At 37.8% G+C, this 20,423-nt stretch carries 18 protein-coding genes; 12 read left to right on the top strand and 6 right to left on the bottom strand.

Annotated elements, in window-relative coordinates; translation table 11 throughout:
* Positions 1-120: 120 nt before the first annotated feature.
* The 3 genes from RCC89_07985 to RCC89_07995 all read right to left on the bottom strand — a co-directional run bounded on the left by RCC89_07985 (position 121) and on the right by RCC89_07995 (position 4,537).
* Positions 121-1,230: a prolipoprotein diacylglyceryl transferase gene (locus RCC89_07985; GenBank protein WMJ73098.1), complete on the bottom strand. Its 1,110-nt coding sequence runs from the start codon at positions 1,228-1,230 to the stop codon at positions 121-123.
* A gap of 243 nt (positions 1,231-1,473) precedes the next feature.
* Positions 1,474-3,372, bottom strand: coding sequence for an NAD(+) synthase (gene nadE / locus RCC89_07990; GenBank protein WMJ73099.1), 1,899 nt, complete (start codon positions 3,370-3,372; stop codon positions 1,474-1,476).
* A 43-nt stretch (positions 3,373-3,415) separates the two neighbouring features.
* A complete protein-coding gene (locus tag RCC89_07995) occupies positions 3,416-4,537 on the bottom strand; it encodes an AI-2E family transporter (GenBank protein WMJ73100.1) in 1,122 nt (373 codons plus the stop codon).
* 112 nt (positions 4,538-4,649) lie between these two features.
* On the opposite strand from RCC89_07995, the gene RCC89_08000 reads away from it, so the two are divergent.
* Positions 4,650-5,555 carry a YihY/virulence factor BrkB family protein gene (locus tag RCC89_08000; GenBank protein ID WMJ73101.1) on the top strand — a complete coding sequence of 302 codons (906 nt, stop codon included), beginning with the start codon at positions 4,650-4,652 and terminating at the stop codon, positions 5,553-5,555.
* 184 nt (positions 5,556-5,739) lie between these two features.
* On the opposite strand, the gene RCC89_08005 is transcribed toward RCC89_08000, so the two are convergent.
* A complete protein-coding gene (locus tag RCC89_08005; GenBank protein WMJ73102.1) occupies positions 5,740-6,348 on the bottom strand; it encodes a YceI family protein in 609 nt (202 codons plus the stop codon).
* Between the two features lie 213 nt (positions 6,349-6,561).
* On the opposite strand from RCC89_08005, the gene RCC89_08010 reads away from it, so the two are divergent.
* The 3 genes from RCC89_08010 to RCC89_08020 all read left to right on the top strand — a co-directional run bounded on the left by RCC89_08010 (position 6,562) and on the right by RCC89_08020 (position 8,869).
* The gene (locus RCC89_08010) at positions 6,562-6,951 is read left to right on the top strand and encodes a hypothetical protein (protein ID WMJ73103.1); all 390 of its coding nucleotides are present in this window, start codon (positions 6,562-6,564) and stop codon (positions 6,949-6,951) included.
* 172 nt (positions 6,952-7,123) lie between these two features.
* Positions 7,124-7,984: a universal stress protein gene (locus tag RCC89_08015; GenBank protein ID WMJ73104.1), complete on the top strand. Its 861-nt coding sequence runs from the start codon at positions 7,124-7,126 to the stop codon at positions 7,982-7,984.
* A 345-nt stretch (positions 7,985-8,329) separates the two neighbouring features.
* A complete protein-coding gene (locus tag RCC89_08020) occupies positions 8,330-8,869 on the top strand; it encodes a lipocalin family protein (protein WMJ73105.1) in 540 nt (179 codons plus the stop codon).
* Positions 8,870-9,197: 328 nt separating this feature from the next.
* Here the strand turns inward: RCC89_08020 and RCC89_08025 are convergent, their stop codons facing one another.
* Positions 9,198-11,789, bottom strand: a complete 2,592-nt coding sequence (locus RCC89_08025; protein WMJ73106.1) for a putative LPS assembly protein LptD — start codon at positions 11,787-11,789, stop codon at positions 9,198-9,200.
* A 93-nt stretch (positions 11,790-11,882) separates the two neighbouring features.
* On the opposite strand from RCC89_08025, the gene RCC89_08030 reads away from it, so the two are divergent.
* The 6 genes from RCC89_08030 to RCC89_08055 all read left to right on the top strand — a co-directional run bounded on the left by RCC89_08030 (position 11,883) and on the right by RCC89_08055 (position 17,856).
* Entirely contained in the window at positions 11,883-12,662 is a 780-nt protein-coding gene (locus RCC89_08030; GenBank protein WMJ73107.1) for an N-acetylmuramoyl-L-alanine amidase, read from the top strand.
* Entirely contained in the window at positions 12,662-13,678 is a 1,017-nt protein-coding gene (locus RCC89_08035) for an MlaD family protein (protein ID WMJ73108.1), read from the top strand. Before RCC89_08030 ends, RCC89_08035 begins: the two co-directional genes overlap by 1 nt.
* A gap of 161 nt (positions 13,679-13,839) precedes the next feature.
* The gene (locus tag RCC89_08040; protein WMJ73109.1) at positions 13,840-14,289 is read left to right on the top strand and encodes a MarR family transcriptional regulator; all 450 of its coding nucleotides are present in this window, start codon (positions 13,840-13,842) and stop codon (positions 14,287-14,289) included.
* 125 nt (positions 14,290-14,414) lie between these two features.
* Positions 14,415-15,125 carry a pirin family protein gene (locus RCC89_08045; protein WMJ73110.1) on the top strand — a complete coding sequence of 237 codons (711 nt, stop codon included), beginning with the start codon at positions 14,415-14,417 and terminating at the stop codon, positions 15,123-15,125.
* A gap of 227 nt (positions 15,126-15,352) precedes the next feature.
* Positions 15,353-16,981: an acyl-CoA carboxylase subunit beta gene (locus RCC89_08050; GenBank protein WMJ73111.1), complete on the top strand. Its 1,629-nt coding sequence runs from the start codon at positions 15,353-15,355 to the stop codon at positions 16,979-16,981.
* Between the two features lie 23 nt (positions 16,982-17,004).
* Positions 17,005-17,856 (top strand): transglutaminase-like domain-containing protein, encoded by an 852-nt coding sequence (locus RCC89_08055; GenBank protein ID WMJ73112.1) that lies wholly within the window; start codon positions 17,005-17,007, stop codon positions 17,854-17,856.
* 94 nt (positions 17,857-17,950) lie between these two features.
* Here RCC89_08055 and RCC89_08060 read toward each other — a convergent pair whose 3' ends face one another.
* Entirely contained in the window at positions 17,951-18,559 is a 609-nt protein-coding gene (locus RCC89_08060) for a thioredoxin family protein (protein ID WMJ73113.1), read from the bottom strand.
* Between the two features lie 194 nt (positions 18,560-18,753).
* Here RCC89_08060 and RCC89_08065 point away from each other — a divergent pair, with 194 nt between their 5' ends.
* Positions 18,754-19,671, top strand: coding sequence for a WD40 repeat domain-containing protein (locus tag RCC89_08065; GenBank protein WMJ73114.1), 918 nt, complete (start codon positions 18,754-18,756; stop codon positions 19,669-19,671).
* Entirely contained in the window at positions 19,671-20,423 is a 753-nt protein-coding gene (locus RCC89_08070) for a DivIVA domain-containing protein (GenBank protein WMJ73115.1), read from the top strand. The genes RCC89_08065 and RCC89_08070 overlap by 1 nt, the downstream gene beginning before the upstream one ends.

Below are 20,423 nucleotides of genomic sequence, written 5' to 3' on the forward strand. Positions count from 1 at the left end.
ATAAAAATAAGTCGCTAAGCACCCACGCATTTGATAGATGAGAATTTTTTATTTAAGCACAAAAAAAGGGAAGAACGCGATTATGCCGTTCCTCCCCTTTTTGCATTTAGTTGTTTCTAGCTAGTTTATTTCATTCTTTTTTCTGAAAGAACGTAAGAAAATAAACAGGCCTATAATTACTAAAGGAATACTCAGTATTTGCCCCATGTTAAACATCATATCTTCCTCAAAAGGTACTTGTGCTTCTTTAAAGAACTCGTATAAGAACCTCAGAGAGAATATGACTATGATGAACAAGCCTAGCAAACGGCCTTCTGGGGTTTTCCCTTTCTTTCTACTATACATCCACAGCAAGGCCAAAAAGAGTATAAAACTGGATAGGGCTTCATATAACTGCGCTGGATGTCGGGGAATGCCAAAGATGTTGAGCGTTACCAAGGTGCCATGTTCTGTTTCTCTGGCAGTATATTGAACTTCTGTCAAAGGGAAGACTAAATGTTCCCTCACACTCGTGTAATCGTAGAAAACCCTTCGCAGGTCTTGGTTAAGCAGTTGAGGAAGTTCTTCATCTGAGACTTGCCTGTTAAACTGAATGTCCATTTCTAATCCAGCCAACAGAATGTCATGGTGGTGCGAAGTTGTATCTCGGTGCCTAAAATCTAAGTCAATAGCAGAGGCAGTCCACCTGCTGTTTGGCCTACCTTCCTGCGCTACGGCAAGAATGGTGTTTTTAGGTTCTTCCGTAAAAATGAAAGCCCAAGGAACATCTGTTTCCCGGCCAATGATTTCATGGTTCATCAGGTTTCCTGTACGGATCAAAGCTCCTGCAAGTGCAATAACAATCACCAATCTGTCCAGCACATAAAAATAGCTTTGTCCGACTTCCCTTCTGGAATAAAGCCAAATTGCTATTAATATGCCCAAGGCCGCACCATGGCTAGCTAGTCCTCCTTCCCAAATTTTGAGAATATCAATAGGGTTTCTTAGGTAGTGGTCAGGTTCATAAAATAAGCAATGGCCTAAACGTGCTCCTATGACGGTAGCAATAACCATATAGACTGTAAGCGTCTCTACATGTTTTTCAGATTTTCCCTCACCTTTGTATATTCTGATGAGAATTTGTTGTCCCAGAAGAAAACCGGTAGCAAAAAGTAGCCCGTACCATCTAATGGGAAGCCAACCGTCAGGAAAGAGCTCAGGAGAAACCTCCCAAAGTATAAAGTTTAACATGAATTCTTTTTAATTATTTTTCAAAGATATAAAAGAGGAGACAAAAAGCTAAACTCTATTGCAGGTAATAAAGTTTCTATTGTTTAGGACGCAATGAAAATACTGAAATATTCATTTTGATATATTTTCATAAGGTACAGATTGAAGAGGACAGGTTGTGGCCTCACATTCGAAGTATTTTCAGTACATCTTTATGTGAATCTGTTTTGATTGACTTTTTGTGCTGACCCTATTTCTTCCACATTAATGTACTTTATTGGTAATGTATTTTTTCTTTAGCTGTTCCAATTCTTCTGAAAAACCTCCATTTAATATAGGAAATCGACACCATGAACGAGGGTCTATATTAAATGCGTCGATGTGAAAAGATGGTGCTGTACGCTCTCTTTTCCACTGATTGATGGACCAAAGCTTGAAAAACTTTATGATGTATTTTGCCAACAACGAGTCTTCTATGTCAAGTTTTTCTTTAAGTCTTTGGTGTACTTCTAGGGGCGAATGTTTTTCTGCAATTCCTAAAACCTCAATTTCTCTTAAAATAGGGTAGGGCATTAAATCAGCTTCGTCTGTTTGGGTTTCTTCAGGTGGACGTAGTTCTGCTGTTGGTGCCAAGCTATTGACATACTTAAGTCCAGGATAATGTAAATTCCTTTCGGCCCACGATAGCCAGCTTCTTATAAAAGGTTTGTCCACACCGGCAATAGGTGCTATACTCCCTGCCGTGTCTCCGTCCATGGTCGCATAGCCAACATCTCCTTCACTTCTGTTGGAGGTAGTAATCAATAAAGCCCGTTTGATGTTTGCTAACATCCAGATGCCAGGCGCACGTGTTCTGGCTTGTATATTTTGTAAGGCCAAATCATCTGTTTCCCAAGACAAGCTTCTCCCTAGGGCGATTTCAGTTTTTTTCTTATATCCTTCTACTTCTTCGTCAACACTCCAATGATGAAACACAGCACCAATAGAAAGTGCCAGTTCTTTGGCTGCCTCCAAAGTTTCCTCTCCTGAATTTCTTGTACTTTGATAAACACAAGTCAGAAAGTGAGCAGTGATCAATTGTAGCTGTTTATCTTTAGGTTCGTTTTTTACCTGCGCATATAAGTTCTGTTTCCCTGTTTTAATAAGGAATTTTTCTGTTCCCAGTTCTTTGCAGCCTTTCCTGATCATTTCAGCTACGGCCACTGCACAGGCAGAAGAATCGGCTCCACCACTTAATGATAAAACAAAACCCTGGCTTTTGCTTTTCCTCAGATAGTCAAATAGTGCCAATGTAATAGCTTCTCTAAACTCAAACTCTTTTTCTCTATAATCTGGGTTTAGGGCATTTTCTTTGACCTTTCCTGTTTGGAAGTCGATTTCGCAACTGACCAGGTCTACATTGTTGAAAGAAAAGCGATTGTTTCTTTGTAACAGTTTCCCATCTTTTGCAATGAGTACTTCGCCGTCATATATCATTCTTCCGGCTTCATTTCCTAGAAGGTTTGAATATAAGTATGTGCAATTAAATGTTTTTGAGCTAGAACTTATTAGGTGGTAACGAAAATCAGATTTTCCCAATGCAAAATGGCTTGCACTTGGGTTAAGTATTAGGTCGGTATTTTTAAGAACATGTCTGCATGCAGGTCTTTCTGTGTCACAGCGCCAGGCATCCTCGCATATTTCATAGGCCAGCGTTATTCCATGGGTTTTGTATACTAAATCCCCAAATTCGCATGAAATAGTTTTATAGTTGAAATGGGTTGTTTTTCCTGCCTCCCACTCCGTAAACCAACGAGGTTCATAGTGGACACCATCATTTGCCAGAAACTGTTTCGCAGATATCCCTAAAATTTTTCCGTTACTTAATAAGCAGGCTGCATTATATAAGTTGTTTTTTATTTTTACTGGTAAACCTACGCTTACTGTAATGTTTTCTGTATGAGGTATAATAGATATAAGTATGTCAAGTGCTTTTTCGGGGACCCATTCGCTGAGGAACATGTCTTCACATCCGTATCCTGTAATGCATAGCTCTGGTAGGCACAGAATTTCTACATGCTTATTTTTTGCTTCATCAATAGCTGTAAGAATATTCTTGGTGTTGTTTTCCCAATCCAGGGGAGTTTGGTTCAAAGCTGCGCCTGCTATTTTTAAATATGCCATCCCAATAAAATCTTAAAAAAACTAAAACTCAATATACAATTAATTATTTTGAGGAACTGTCTTTTTGCTTTTTGGATTTAAAAACTTGCTTTAACTTTTTTATAGTTATCGCATGCTTTTCTGTACCTTGCGAGCTGAGCAAAAAAGAATATGGCTTGAGAGATTCCATGTTGTCGCAAAATATTTTGAACATTCCGACAAATGGTACGGAAACTATCATGCCAGGTAAGCCCCATATAACCCCTCCTATAACAATAGTTAATATAATGAAGAGCGGGTTTATATTAAGTTTCCCTCCTACGATATTGGGGGTAAGGATATTGTTTTCGGTAAACTGTATTATAAGGAACAGTATCACTACGCCTAATGCATAACCCGGTGACTCTTCGGTCAATAAGGCAAACAAGAATGGAATAGCTCCGCCAATCAGTGTTCCGAAATATGGAATAAAATTCATGAGTGCCGAAAGGATTCCAAAAAGAATAGGGTACTGGATGCCCACTATCATTAATCCAATACTATTGAGTATACATAGCAGCAATACAACAATGACTATCCCACCCATGTACCTTTTTGTCACATTGCTTATTTCCCGTATTACAGTCTGCATTCTCACATGCTTTTCCGATGGGGTCACCAATAAAATAAAATCATGAAATTTGTTTCTGTAATAAAGCATGAAAAAAACATAGACAGGGACCAAAGCTAATTTGGCAATTGTGCCAGCAGTGGCAGTTAAAGCTGTTTCCAGAAAATATCCACTGGCTTCTAGAAAACCTAGTAAGTGTTTCTTAAGTAGGCCTTCTTCAGGCCGGTGTTCCATATTTAGAAGTTCTATTGCTGTTTCTTCTATTCGGTTTATATTGTTTATCGCCTGTTCTCGAAAAGTAGGAATATCTTCCGCAAATACGATAAGCTGTTGATATAGTAAATAAAACCCTGCAAAAATCACCCCGAAAGCTAGTATAATGCTGATAAAGTTCGCCAGTATACGGGGTATCTTAAGCCTTTCTAGCCGTTTAGCTATAGGGAACAATAAATATGCAACTAAAATGGCTATAAATATTGGATATAGAAAGTTTCTTGCCTGTATAAGTGCAAAAATGGCCAGTATGACAAATAATAGATATACTGTAATTTTTATAGAGAATGGGTATGATTTCATTTAGTCCAAAAAAAAAGCGTCTTCTTATAAATTAACTCGACTTGTTCCTTATGGTTTTTAGAATGTGCGAACAAAGCTAATACTAAAAAGTTTTTATTGGAAACGAATTTAAATGGCCAATCAAATTATTATTTTTGGGCGCTTGTTGAAAGGTAGCTTTCAAGATCTGAAAGAAAATGATCCTTTGAGGCTTGCGGCTGCTACCGCTTTTATTGCTACGTTTTCTCTGACTCCTGCTATTGTTTTATTAATCAACTTGCTTGGGCTTATCCTTGATGAGGAAATGGTGACAGGAGAGTTATTTGAAGCCTTAGAAAGTATGGTAGGGGGAGATACTGCAGAGCAAATCCAAAATATTCTGATGAACATACAAGAGCTTAAAGCTGAAACGGTCGTAACGATAGGTTTTTTTATATTTTTAATGTTTATTGCTTCTACTTTATTTATTGTCGTCTTAAATTCTTTCAATCAAATATGGAAAATTAAACCCAAAGAGTCTCGTCGTTTTAAATTTGTTCTAAAAAGCAGGGGGATAGCTTTGGTCATTATTCTTTTGACGGGCATTTTATTTCTTTTGGCTCTTTTGTCTGATATTGTTATGGCTTTTATAGGAAGTGAACTTGTAGAAGGTTTGCCAACAGTAGGAGTATGGGCTTTGAGGATATTTAATCAAGTTATTTCCTTGGGTATATTTACTGTATGGTTTGCTTGCGTCTACAAATTCTTGCCCGATATAGCTATTCCCTGGAAACCAGTATGGGTTGGGGCTTTTTTAGCGGCTGTTTTGTTTTCTATCGGTCAATTTATTTTAGGACAACTTTTAATTGATAGTCAGATTGATGACATATATGGTGCTTCAAGTTCATTGGCTTTACTGTTTCTCTTTATATTCTACTGCTCATTTATTTTATATTATGGGATTTGCTTTATTAAAAATTACATTCAATATTTCCATTATGAGGCGCACCCAAAAAAGTTTACGGTTAGGTATGAGATTCGTGAGGTCGAAGAAGGATAATGTAGTCTCAGAGAGGCAATAGAAAAATAGGTTTGTTTTAACCTGCCTGGTAATGAACACAATGTTTCTATCTCTTATAAGAGTAAATATGAATCAATGTTTTGGGTGTTTTTCAGATACCTTAAATAGGTAATCCAGCATAGCAAGCGGTTTTACCTACTTCTATGCCGGATTATTTGAGTACTTATTTTGTGGTAGCTACAAGGTTAAGGTCTAATTCAAAATCATCATAGATCATTTTGTCCCCCAGCCCGTCAAAAAAGCTGCCAGAACCATACTTAATATCAAATTTGGTACGGTTTACTTTAACTTTGGCAGTTGCGGTTAACTGTTTCCCGTCTATTTTTACTGTTGCAGGAAAAGTAATGGTCTGCTTTATCCCTTTTATGGTTAAATCGCCTGTAACTTCATGTTGGTTGTTCTTGGCAGGTTTTACAGATTTGATGATAAACTCCGCATGTTTGTGTTTGTCACTGCTGAAAAAGTCATCTGACTTTAGGTGCCCTATTAATTTCGCGTTATACTTTTCATCTTCTAGGTCTGTACAGGTGATAGAGTTCATGTCTATTTTGAATGAACCGGCAGTAAGTTTTCCTCCATTAGCATGCACGTTGCCTTCTGCTAATTTAATGTTACCTGTATGTTCCCCGGTAACTTTTTTGCCCAACCAGGTTATTCGACTCTTTTCAGTGTCAAATTGATAGTTGGTAGTTTTTTCCTTGTCACTGTTTACTCTGAAAGATAGCATGGCTATGGCCGCTGCGATTACATAAACAAATGATAACTTTTTCATGATTTTTAATTTTTGCTAATTTGGTGTATAAACAACTAATGTACGTACAATTGTTTTCTTTTATTGTAGTTTTTCTAAAAAAAATAAAAATAATTTCAAATAGGAGGATGGCAATGATTTTAATCAGTTTTTAAAGCTTTAATAGTCATTTGGATGGCGCTTTCCTTTTTTCATATTTGTAAACAGACTTAACTCATTAAAAAAGGTAATACTATGAAAAACGTAGCAGAAATACACGTTGAAAATCTCGAGCTTACTTCAGAGAGTAAGTTTTTGATGCAAGAGATTGATTTCTTTCTTAAACTTCTAAAGAAGAGTTATTTACATACTAAGGATAGAGATAGGATAAAAATCCTTGATGCTTATTGGAAAGAGTTTGAAGCGTATAAAGGGATTTTAGGTGGTCTTGTGGCCAAAGTGAATACCAGAGAGCGGGATATCTCTATTCTCTTAAGGGATGACTTGGCAGATATAGAAGAAACTAAGCTTAAGGAAGGAGACGAGAACACTATATTTTATCAAGTACTAAGAGGTATTAGGGTGTTGAAAGAAAGCTTCTACACTTATATGAGTGAAAATTCTGAAGAGTGCAGTTGCTCTTAAGTTTATCGGAGATGGTATTTGATAATAAACCTGTGTGCAAATGACCGCAATGGAAGAAATGCGGTCATTTGACTCATTGCTTTATGTGATGGTCTTTAAAGCGGAAAGGTACGTTTATGAAAAACATTTTCGATTTGTAAAAAGTTATTATGTGTAGACAATCATGCTGCTTATGAACCAAACCATCCTATGTACCGCCGATTTTACTGACTACTCATCTAAAGTTGTACAGTATGCAAGTGATTTAGCTTTGTCATTAAATGCAGATTTATTGCTATATCACAGTTCCTATGTGCCCGTTACTGTTTCTGGTGCAGAATTTCCAGATGGAAAAAAGAAGGCATTTAAAGGGAGCCATGAGATACAGGAACAGTTAATCGACTTGTGTAACAGCCTTAAGGCTGAGGCAAAACGGAAAGGAAAATCCAGTAAATGTGATTATATAAAAGATGAGGGTTTTAATATAGGGGGTATTAATGAGGTTGTTCAGCAGAGGCGGGTGAGCTTGATTATTACAGGAGCGCCTTCAGCAAATACATCTGCTGGAGAAGGGGTTTTTTCTGGCGATACTGTTTTGTCTCTTTTGGAAAATTCTGAATGCCCTGTGTTGGTCTTACCTGTTGATAGTACTTTGCCAAAAGTAAACAAAGTTGTTTATTCGATTGATATTTCTGGATTTAAATTCCAAACTATTAATCAAACCTTGGACTTGTTAAAACCCCTTAGACCTGATATTTCTTTCTTGTATTTTACCGAAGAGGCTGATTCTAAAGAAATAGCTAAATTTGATGCTGCAAAGACGGCTATTTTGGAAAATATATATTATGAAAATACGCAGTTTAGGCTTATTACGGCTTCTAACCTGATAAAAGGCCTTAATGAGTATGCCGATAAAAACCAGGCAGACATGGTGGTAATGGCTACTTATAAGCGGAACTTGTTGGATAAACTGGTTATCAATAAAAGTCATACCAAAAAGATGGTACAGTCTTTAAGAGTGCCTGTACTTATTATGAAGGGGCAGCATTATTAAACCTGAAATATTCATTAGAACTTTCTATTGTGTGGCAAAATAACTTCAAATCAGACGCTTCGCTCGCATTTGGCTTTAACCATAGAACCACTATTTTTTGCAAGCCAATACGCTGATCTTTTGTTCCTTTGCCCCTCATAACGAAATCTAATGCATAATCCTGGTTAAAGCCTTATATTTACAGTTCGGTTCTATTACTTTTTCATATTGACAGTGTCATTTTTGGTGCTGTCTTTTTTTTGTTATATTTTTCATTAGTTTTGTTATAGGAAAATACCTCGCAATCTTGTGGTAGCTTTTTCGTATCTTTAATTATATTTCCTGTTTAATTGTAAATGTTTTATTATGAGTAAATTAAGATTGATTGTTTTTTGTTTAGCCGCTTCACTGATGATTTTTTCATGTAAAAAAGATGAAGAGGAACCTGAGGACAAGCCGGCAACAGAGGAAGAAAATGGAAATGGGGGAGAGAACGGTGAAGGTAATGGTGAGAACGGTGATGACAATGGCGAAAATGGAGAAAGCTCTATATCCAGCAAAGAGCAAATCTATGGTCGGTGGGTATATGAGGAAGTGAAAATTGATGGAGAAGATCAGAATGTGCCTGAAGACGAGCCTGGTCGAATTCATTTTAAAGATGATATGACTGTAGAGGTTGAAAACTATTATTATATGGGCAATACAGTAGACGCAGATGGTACCTGGTCTTTTGATGAGGGGAGTTCAGCTATTACAGTGGTAGCAACAGTTGAAAACCCCCAATTTGGGTCAATGGATGTTACTCTGGTGTTTTCTATAGTTGATTCTGGTGCTGATTTTATGTTGCTTGAACACAGAAATCCAGAAGGTCATGATATGGAAATTCGCATGGTGCGTGCAGATTGATACTTTAAACTGAAATATGCAATAGGACTTTCTATTAGGTAGGAAAATAACTTTAAATCAGTCGCTTCGCTCATATTGGTGTCTTAACCATAGGAAAAAGCCGATTTATTGTCATTTTGTTCCTTGTGACAAAATCTATCGCATAATTTAGCTTTACTGAAAACGGAGGTTTGTTAACTTCCGTTTTTAGTTTTTTCCCCTTCCTTTCTAAAACTATCTGATAATAAAAATATCTTCAGGCTGCTGTTCGGGTTTCTCTGCTGCTTCCTTGTTTAATCAGTTTCTACGCTACTTCATGACAGATATGTAAGGTAAAACTATTAATGTTTTAGTGCATTGCTCCAAATGCTCCTGGGCTTCTCTTGTTAAGTTTGAGGTCTTGTAGGATAGAAGCTTTTGCTACCAATGTAAAGTGGTAGGACCGCCTAAAGCCAAATGGAATCACGGTAAATGACATTTGCCAGCAGTGCAAGTCTCTATCTACAGTTACATTGGTCATTGTAATTTGACCATTTAGTAAGTCATATCCCGTCATTACTCTGACTTTCCAATTTTCGGTTAGGTTAAGATCTCCATTAAATGTTATGGAATTTGCCGTAGGCGTTCTTTGATATTCATGAAACTGACTGAAACTATAGTTGTAAGCCACATTTAAGTTCCATGGTATATTAAAGTCTACATACATGGCTGAATTTCCAGTGATATGGGCCATTTGCTCAGGAGTGGCATTAGGTGGCGGCTGGGGTCGTTGTCTGGCCCTAGGGTTCAAACTAGTCCCTATGGAAATGTTTGATGTTACTATCTGCCCAATACCTCTACCTTCTCTAATTGCTAACCTGTTCACCCTGGTGTTCCCTACGTAAATATAAGGGTCTAACTGTGCCAAAAAGTTGATATCTATCCTGTTCAACAACCTAGTACGTCCATTGATGTTGATCATAGATAGGTTTAAGGAATCAGCCGCAAAGTTATAATCTCCGGTAATGCTCAGGTTGTCTAGTATAGGAATCTTTTGAATGGGATTTGTTGTATCTTGTGTCCTAACTTTAGCTTCTAATGTATTGGTAATATTAAAAGAAAGTGCATTTCTCAGCCCTCGTGAAGGGGCACCCATTACAAAGCCTGTGTATCGGTTAACATATTCTGTATGTCCATTCCCATTTCTCTCTACCAATTGGTGGCTTGTTCCCTGTACCCCAAAATCTGGCATATATTGGTAGGTAAGTGTAGGAATTATAACATGTCGCATGGCCTGAAAAGTCCTACTCCTAAATTCATAGAAACCATTAATTTTAGTCGTTAGGTTGGCGTTCATACTATATTCGCTACTTCTAAAGAAACCACTCACCGTGTCTCTTTGAAATTGGTTAAGGTCTTCATCAAATTCTCCAAATTCCAGCCTTTCAGGATACCAGTAGTCTGTAAAGTTAAATGAAGGGTTGATGTTGAAAAATTGGAGGAATGTCCTTCTAGGCTTAATGGTGGTACCCACGTTGGCTGCATGGGTCATACCATATTGGCCTCTGTCGAGCAGGTCAGGTATGTTGTCAAATGTTAACACAAAACCTGTGTCCGCGGCAGCGCCCACCCTGTTGTTGGTCTGAAACTGAGTGTTCATCTGGTAATCAGTAAATATTTGTTCATACCAGCGGCCACGCGCTACAGCTCCTTTAAAAGGGTAGACACGGCTCATGCCTAAATTTACGGAAGGCAGGACGAAGGTTGCTACATTGTTTACTGTATTCTGGTCTTGCCTTAGAGAGACACCTAGTGTAAAAGGGGTATTGGCAAAGGTTTTAAAATAGGTTATGGTCGAATTTAATGTTCCCATTTGGGCAGCCATAGGATCCATCACGTTTCTTCTGAAGTAGTTACTGGAACCAAAGTTGACACTTGCAGAAAACTGGCTTGTCCCTTGACTCTGGGATTTATGTGACCAAGTAAAGTTATAATCTCTTGCAATATCAGGGTCATCATCAAACCCTTCGTGCAAGCGGCTATAATTAAAGTGGAAATTACCTGCAAACGAGTACCTTTTTACATAATCAGCACCAACATGTCCCCTCCAGCTACCGTTTGAAAAAATATCACCAGTAAATGTAACCCCAACATAGTCTGCGATGGCCCAATAAAAACCACCTTCCCTTAAGTTGAAACCAAAGCTGGCATCTTCACCGAAAGCCGGAAAAATAATACCGGATCGTCTTGTTTTGGGCACAGGGAAGTAGCCGAGAAAGAAACCTATAGGGGTTGGAATATCTCCTATGACCACATTAAATGGACCAGATATAATTTTATCTTCTGGAATAACCTTAAGCCTATGGGCGTCAATATAAAAGTGCGGGTGTGCTAAATTACAGGTCGTGTACTTGCCATGGTTTATATAGAGATTGCCCTGGGCACTTCTTTTTATCCGTTCGCCATGCAGGTACCCTTCTCCCTGTTCCGTTACCATTCCATGTATTATACCTTTTTGGGTCTGAAAGTTGTACCTGATGGAGTCGGCATTATACATGTCGTCTTGGTCTCGAAAAACAGGTATTCCGATATATTTTCCTGCTGTATCTATTATTCCAGTGGCATACACTGTATTGTTTTCGTAATCTATCTCAATATATTCGGCCTCCATCGTTATATTTCCATACTGAATGCTTGCTTCTCCGTATAGAAAAACAGTCATGGTGACAACATCTAGCATGATAGAGTCCCTGGCATGGTATAAAATTGTAGTTTCTATATCACCTTCTTGTTGTGGAGGAACCGTTAGAGTATCTCTAACTGGCAGCGTGTCAGTAGGTTCGGTAGGTTCTTCAAGTCCAGGCTCAGGTGAAACAATATTGGGTATTTCGGTGTTAGGAATAGTATCCCCGTCTGGAACCTGTGCATAGGAACAAGTAAGGGTTAGGCCTAAAATCGGCACTAGGAGTAAAATATGTAATAGTTTTTTCAGTTTAGAAAAAAATTTACAATTTTGTGGTAAAGTTATTGCGAATAACTTGTAAAAAACAAAAAAGTGAAAAAAATTATCTTCATAACTTTTGCGTCTATTGTTTTATTGTTGTCTGCGTTCACTCCAGTGGAAATAAAACAGTATAAAGTAAAAACTGTTGTCATTGACCCCGGTCATGGTGGAAAAGACCCAGGGTGTATCGGCAGCTTCTCTCGAGAGTCCGATGTGTCATTAAAAGTAGCATTGGAATTGGGGCGGATTATTCGGGAAAATATTCCAGATGTGAAGGTTGTGTATACAAGAGAGACCAATAAGTTCGTTGAGCTTCATGATAGAGCAGGTGTTGCTAATAAAAACAATGCAGATCTGTTTATTTCTATCCATTGTAACTCAGGGCCAAAACATGTAAAAGGTACCGAAACTTATACAATGGGGCTTCACTCGTCTGAAGGCAACCTTGAGGTGGCCAAAAGAGAGAATTCTGTTATATTGCAAGAACGGGACTACAAAAAAAATTATGACGGCTTTGACCCGACTAGTCCAATGTCGCATATTTTGCTGGCTAATTACCAGCAGGCCCATATTGGCAATAGTTTGAAGTTTGCCGATAAAGTAGAGAACCAGTTTAAGGAAAGAGTAGGGAGGCCTAGCAGAGGGGTGAAACAGGCGGGACTACTGGTGTTATGGAAAACTACTATGCCAGGTGCATTAATAGAAATAGGCTTTCTTTCTAATGCTGAAGATGAAAAATACCTTAACGATAAAACGAATCAGGTATATGTCGCCTCGGGTATATATAGGGCCTTTAAAGAATATAAGGAAGAACTTGAATCAATGAACTAATGTCTAAAGAATTTAAAGTAGGTTTACTGGCTCTGACTGCTGGTGTGATTTTATATATCGGGTTTAACTTTTTGAAAGGAATGGATTTCCTTTCGCCGACCAACAAGTTTCATGTGGTTTATGATAACATAGATGGACTGACGGCTTCTAACCCGGTTCTTATCAATGGGTTTAATGTAGGAAGGGTAAACAACATAAAGTTTCAGCCAGCAAGTAACGATTTGCTAGTAACATTAGATGTTGATAAGAATATACCGCTTACCGATTCTACCTATGCTAGGCTTACCAGTTCTGACATCTTGGGTGGCAAAAGCATTGAGCTGTTTATTAATAATGGAACTAGGGTATTGAAAAATGGTGACACACTGATTGCTCAAAAAGATCATAATATTACTCAGCAACTTAGCGAAAAGGCTATGCCTCTTTTGAGCAATATCGACTCCACGATCATAAAAGTCAATCAAATGTTTGGGCGGGATATGGAGAACTCTATTCAAGGTACAATGGGCAGTATCCAAAATGCTTCCAAGGACTTAGAAGAGATCCTATCCAACAATAAATATAAGATCAATAGCATTTCGACCAATCTGGCTAATCTTACAAACTCATTAAAAGAAACCGAAAGATCTATCAAGCCTGTAATATCTAAACTTAATGCCATTGCTGATTCCCTGGATGATGCAGATATTAAAAGAGTGGTGGATAATGCTAACCAATCTTTGAGTAACCTTGAGCAAATTACAGCTAAAATTGATCGTGGTGAAGGTAATTTGGGTAAACTGGTGCATGACTCTACTTTATACAATAACCTTAGCAGTTCATTGTATGACCTGGATAATCTGCTTATAGATTTTCAGGAGAATCCTAAAAGGTATGTTAATTTTTCTTTAATTTCTATCGGCAGTGGCGACAGAAAGAGAAAGAAAGAGCAAGAAAAGGCTGCGAAGGAAAACAAAGATGTTGACGCCGATATCAAAGAAGTAGGTAAAGGCAATAAAGTTCAGACAGGCCAATAGATTTATTAGATTTAATTGTTTTTCCTTGCTTGTCTCTTAAAAGCATTTTAAGTTTAGTTCTTGAAATCTATTAGGTTTTGCAAATCTTATCTATTTAGGTTTTTTTATGTTTATGGTTATAGTATAGCCATAATACCTGTGTGACGGTTATTTGATTATATATGGAACTTGAGAAAGAAATCAATCAATCTAAATTTCAAAGCCAGTATCAAAAGCTTGGAATAAATATTATTTATACAGCCAGTTGGCTTCGCAATTTTACCCTTCAAAGGCTGAAGCCTTATAATATTTCGCCGGAACAATTTAACATCTTACGAATTTTGCGTGGAAGGTATCCTAAACCAAGTACTATTATGTTACTTACCGAAAGGATGCTTGATAAATCCTCCAATGCTTCAAGAATTGTAGAAAAGCTTAGGCAAAAAGGTTATGTGGAACGTAAAGAATGTTCTAAAGATAGGAGGCAGGTGGATATATTGATTACTGACGCTGGAAGGGAGGTCTTGGCAAAACTGGACGAAAGCGAAGATGATTGGTACCAAATTATGGGCGGCCTTACTGAAGAGGAAGCAAAGCTTGTAAATAACTTGTTGGATAAATTAAGAGGGTAAAATATTTTTTTGCTTAAAACTATGTATGTACATTAATTGTTTGGATGTTTATGTTAGCCAATTTAATAAACATTTGCCCCTTATTTGTTCTATTTATGTTTACAACTATTTCAGACCAAACGAATATGGATAAAGTTATTCACAGATCCGGAGAAAGAGGATATGCAGACCATGGTTGGTTAAAATCTTATCACTCATTTTCTTTTGCAGGATATTATGACCCAGAAAAGGTAAACTTTGGTGCCTTACGGGTACTTAATGATGACTCAGTGGCACCAGGAAAAGGCTTTGGAATGCACCCTCATGAAAATATGGAGATTATTAGCATTCCTTTGTCTGGAGAGTTGGAACATAAAGATAATATGGGCAATGCTACAGTAATTCGGACTGGAGATGTCCAAATTATGTCTGCTGGCACGGGTGTTAAGCACAGTGAATTTAACCATTCGAAATCAGAACCTGTAAAGTTTTTTCAAATATGGGTATTCCCCAAAGAAAAGAACATACAACCTCGGTATGACCAAAGGACCTTTGACATTGCAGGTAGGATCAATCAGTGGCAACTGGTAGTTGCGCCAGGGCCATCGGAGCAAACAGTTACGATCAACCAAGATGCTTGGTTTTCTTTAGGAAACCCTCAAAAAGGAACGGCGCTGGATTACAAATTAAATAAGCCTGGCAATGGAGTTTATTTATTTGTCATTGAAGGATCGGTGGAAGTAACTGGTGAAACACTTCAAAGGAGGGACGCTATCGGCTTAGATAACCTTAGTGAGGTAAAAGTTAACGCCACAAGTGACAGTCAATTATTGTTGATGGAAATACCAATGAAGTAATGATTTTATTGGATGTAAATAGGAGATTGTTGTATGTGAACAGTTAAATATAAGTTCTTTTTCTATCAATTGAAGTTTTTATTTTTTCACCCTTTGTTTTTTAAAAAAGCCCCTGACGAATCGTTTTGGGCTTTTTTATTTTTGGTCAGAACTTAAGGTATAATATTTCAGTATATTCTTCTAAGATTATTGATCTATTTCTTAATTTAGAAGCAAAGTTCAGAGGTATGAGCATCGAATTTGATAAAAACGAAGATCATAATAAGCAAGAAGTTTGGCGATTGAAAACCAAACTTGAAAAAGTAAAGTTGGGAGGCGGGGAAAAGAAAATCCAGAGCCAACACGATAAAGGCAAGCTGACCGCTCGTGAGCGAGTTGAAAAGCTCATTGACAAAGACAGTTGGTTTATGGAAATCTGTGCCTTTGCAGGAGAAGGGATGTATGAAGAATACGGCGGCTGCCCTTCAGGAGGGGTTGTGGCAGGTATAGGTTATGTAAGTGGGAGGCAGTGCGTTATTGTAGCCAATGATGCCACTGTGAAAGCAGGTGCATGGTTTCCTATTACTGCTAAGAAAAATCTACGTGCCCAAGAAATTTCTATTGAAAACAGATTGCCGATCATTTACTTGGTAGACAGTGCTGGTGTTTTTCTGCCATTGCAAGAGGAAGTTTTCCCTGACAAAGAGCATTTCGGGCGCATGTTCCGCAACAATGCCCAAATGTCTGCTATGGGAATAGTTCAGATCGCTGCAATTATGGGGAGCTGTGTGGCTGGTGGCGCTTATTTGCCCATTATGTCTGACGAGGCTATGATTGTGGAAGGAACAGGAAGTATTTATTTGGCAGGGCCATATTTGGTAAAAGCTGCCATTGGAGAGGACGTAGACAATGAAACCTTAGGCGGGGCATCAACACATTGTGAGATATCGGGCGTTACCGACAATAAATTTCCAGACGATGAAAGCTGCCTGGAATATATCAGGCGCCTTATGTCTCGGGTAGGCGCGGCCATAAAAGCTGGTTATGATCGGATAGCTCCTCAGCCGCCAGCATTAGAGCCAAAAGATATTTATGGAATTTTACCTTCAGATAGGGTAAAGCCTTATGATATGAAGGAAATTATTTTAAGACTGGTAGATAATTCTGAAATCGACGAATATAAAGCCCTGTATGGGCAAACCTTAATTTGCTGTTATGCCCGTATAGATGGCTGGGCGGTTGGGATCGTGGCCAACCAGCGTAAAATTGTAAAAAGCAAAAAGGACGAAATGCAAATGGGCGGGGTTATTTATTCTGACTCTGCAGATAAGGCTGCCCGCTTTATAATGAACTGTAACCAAAAGAAAATTCCCCTTGTTTTTCTGCAGGATGTAACGGGCTTTATGGTAGGTAGTCGGTCTGAACATGGTGGGATTATTAAAGACGGCGCAAAAATGGTCAATGCCATGGCCAACTCTGTGGTTCCAAAATTTACTTTTATTATTGGAAATTCTTACGGTGCTGGTAATTATGCCATGTGCGGAAAAGCGTACGATCCACGGCTTATTTTTGCTTGGCCATCTGCCCAATTGGCTGTTATGAGTGGCGCCGCAGCGGCTAAAACACTTTTGCAGATTAAAATTGCTTCATTAAAAGCAAAAGGGGAAAAAGTTACCCCTGAAGATGAGAAAAAATTGCAAGAAGAGGTAACAACCAAGTACAATGAACAGTTATCTCCTTACTATGCAGCATCAAGGTTGTGGATAGATGGTATTATTGATCCATTAGAAACAAGAAGGGTTATATCAGTGGGGATAGAGGCTGCCAACAATGCACCTCCGGAAAAACCTTTTAATGTAGGTGTGATTCAGACTTAATTTTTAATTGTTTAATTTTGTGAATGGACAATAATAAAATAAAAGCGCTAATTTCATTGCTTGATGACGAGGACACAGAAGTAGTCTCTCAGGTAGAGAGGGAGATAATTTCTTTAGGTGAAGGGATTATTCCTTTTCTTGAAAGTGAATGGGAAAAAAACTTCAATCCTGTAGTACAAAGGAGGATTGAGGAACTTATCCATACCGTTCATTTTGACCTTCTGCGAGAAAGGCTACATGTCTGGAAAGAACAAGGTGCAAAAGATTTGTTAGAAGGCATGTGGTTGGTTGCTACTTATCAGTATCCCGACCTAGAGCTTGAAAAAATACGGAAAGACTTGGAGCAGATTTATTATGAGGCATGGTTGGAGATGAAAAACGATATCCAACCTTTTGAGCAAGTTAGGATTATAAATGGAGTTTTATTTAATAAACTTAAATTTAGTGCCAATACCAAGAACTTTCACTCGCCGTCTAACTCCATGATTAATGTGGTGTTGGAAAGCAAAAAAGGGAATCCCATTTCTCTTTGTGTGATATATATGTTGGTGGCGCAAAAGCTGAAACTTCCTGTTTATGGAGTAAACTTGCCAAATCTATTTATACTGACTTATAAAACCGCAGACACACAATTTTACATTAATGTATTTAACAAAGGGTTAATATTTTCAAAAGGTGATATAGATAACTATATTTCTCATTTGAACTTGACACCCATGGATATTTTTTACGAGCCTTGCTCAAATGTAGATATTGTCAAAAGGGTATTGCGAAACCTGAAGGTCTCTTTTGAAAAAGTTGGAGACACTTCAAAAATAGAGGAAGTACAGTTGTTATTGGCAACCATAGCCGATGAAAACGAGAATATCGACTAAGTCTGTTTACTTTTTACTTTGCAAGTGTATAGAATTCTTGGATGGTGCTATGGTAGAAAAACTCGCTGAAATTGATGATGCGCCAATAGGTGCCTTAGAGTTTTTTTACGATACACCCAACTGCTTTTTTATCAGAAATTTTTACCACTTTGTTGTTTACCAGACAGTTTAATGCATCTCTTAAAAAGTGCTGGCTTGCTTGTGTGGCTACTTGTGGGTTGTTGTCTATGGCACCTTTGTAAAACAAGATAAGGTTGTCGTTGATGTTTTTCATGACAAAAACCTCTGGCGTTTTTGTTGCCCCAAATTGGTTGCAAACTTTTTGATCGCTATCAATTAGATAGGGGATAGGGTACTCTTTTTCTTGTGCCCACTGAGCCATTAAGTTAGGGGCGTCTTCATTACTTACTGAGGGATCATTAGGGTTTATAAGTAAAAACTGAATGTCTTTGTCGTTAAACTCATTAGCAAGTTTTAAAATTCTCTCTTCGTAAATTTTATTGTAAGGGCAACTATGGCTGGTGAATATAATAACTATGCCTTTTTTGTCACTAAAATCAAAAAGGCTTACATGTGTATTGTCAATACTGTTCAGCAGTGTGAAATTATGAACCTTGTCTCCTGGTTTATAATCCGGCTGATCTGACTTGAAGGCACTTAAAATGATAAGTACAGGCGCTAGTATAAGTAATATACTTCTCATAATCTGGATTATATTTTTATAAAGATACTAAAAATAGTATTTATTTAAAGTGCCTTTGGGAATATGTACGTTATTCTTATTGCCAACGTTTTACCTTTAAGTAGTTTCTTGCCTTGTAAAAGTATTGCAATTAATTCACTGCTATTTTCCAAGATTTAATAATTTCTTTAAATTTAGGCAAGCAAAGGAAAACAATGGGTGCAATTACCGTAAAAAAATCAGCAACATATTCTGGGCATCGCGACTGTGTATACACCTTGGAAAAAGATTGTGAAAGCCGTTTTTTCTCAGGGGCGGGAGACGGTATGGTGGTAAATTGGGATTTAAATGAACCTGATAAAGGTACTTTGATAGCCAAAGTTAAAAATTCGGTATATAGCCTCCACTTTAGTCCAGAAAAGAAATACCTTTATATCGGTCACAATTTTGAGGGCATTCATATGGTAGACCCTCATTCTAAAGCGGAGGTGCAGTCCGCCTCTATTACTAAAGCTGCTATTTTTGATATAAAATCTTACCAAGATTGGCTTTTTGTAGGTACTGGAGATGGTTTTTTGATTATTTTGTCTCTTGAAGACTTATCAACCATAGCAAAGTTTAAAGTTTCTGACAAAAGTTTGAGAACCTTTGCTGTCGACCCTTTGGGAAGGTTTCTGGCAGCAGGTTTTAGTGATAATAGCTTTAGGGTGTTTGACCTTCAGGATAATTTTAAGAAGGTATATGAGGTGACAGCACATGAAAACTCCATCTTTACTTTGCGGTTTTCTCCAGATGGGAAATTTTTGCTTAGTGGCAGCAGGGATGCCCATCTGAAAGTATGGTCGTGTGAACAAAATTTCAAACTGCATAGTTCTATTGTTGCTCACATGTATGCTATTAATAGTATAGACTATAACAGCAATGGGAATCTTTTTGCTACATGTAGTATGGATAAGTCTATAAAAATATGGGATGCCGAAAGGTTTGCCCTACTTAAAGTAATTGACAAAGCCAGACATGCCGGGCACGGTACCTCAGTAAATAAACTATATTGGTCTTCTTATAACAACCAATTGGTTTCGTGCAGTGATGACCGTTCTATATCTGTTTGGGATTTAAAAGAAAGTATATAATGAAGATAACTCCTATTGAAATTAGGCAGAAAGAGTTTGAAAAAGCTTTTAGAGGGTATGAAAAAGATGAAGTAGATGCTTTTTTAACTTCCCTATCCCAGGAATGGGAAAAGATGATTGATGAAAACAAAGAGCTGAAAAGACGCTTGGAGTCATCTGAAAAGGAGGTTGGTAAGCTTAGAGAAGTAGAGCATAGCTTGTATAAAGCATTGAAAACCGCCGAAGATACTGGTTCTAACATGATAGAACAAGCCAATAAGAGTGCTGAACTTCACCTGAGAGAGGCTCATCTTAAAGCGGAAGCTATTCTAAATGACGCAAAATCACGTGCCAGAAACCTTTTGGAAGATGCTGAGGATAAAGCACGGGATATTATTGAGCAGCTTCAGGATGAGATCAACATGGTCGAACGGGATTATAGCTTTCTTGAAAATCAAAGAGATAATTTTTTGGGTGAAATGAAAAGCTTAGCCAATGACCTTCTGGAGAAGATTTCAAGAAACCAAGGACGGGGTAGCCGGCAGGATGTGCTCAATAAGTTTCGTGAATTAAAAAACATGAACATTGAGCGGAAGCTACAATTAAGCTCTGATATGGATCATTCTGCTCATGAAGTTGAGCAGGAGTCAAAATTAGACAAGGAGAATAAGCCTAAGGCTGAACCTCAACAAAAGACTTCTCCTGTTCAGGAGAATAAAAGCAAACCAGGCAGCGCTTCTGATGAACAAGGATCGTTTTTTGATAAGTTGTAG

This window comes from Cytophagaceae bacterium ABcell3 (genome assembly GCA_030913385.1).
GTDB lineage: Bacteria > Bacteroidota > Bacteroidia > Cytophagales > Cytophagaceae > ABcell3.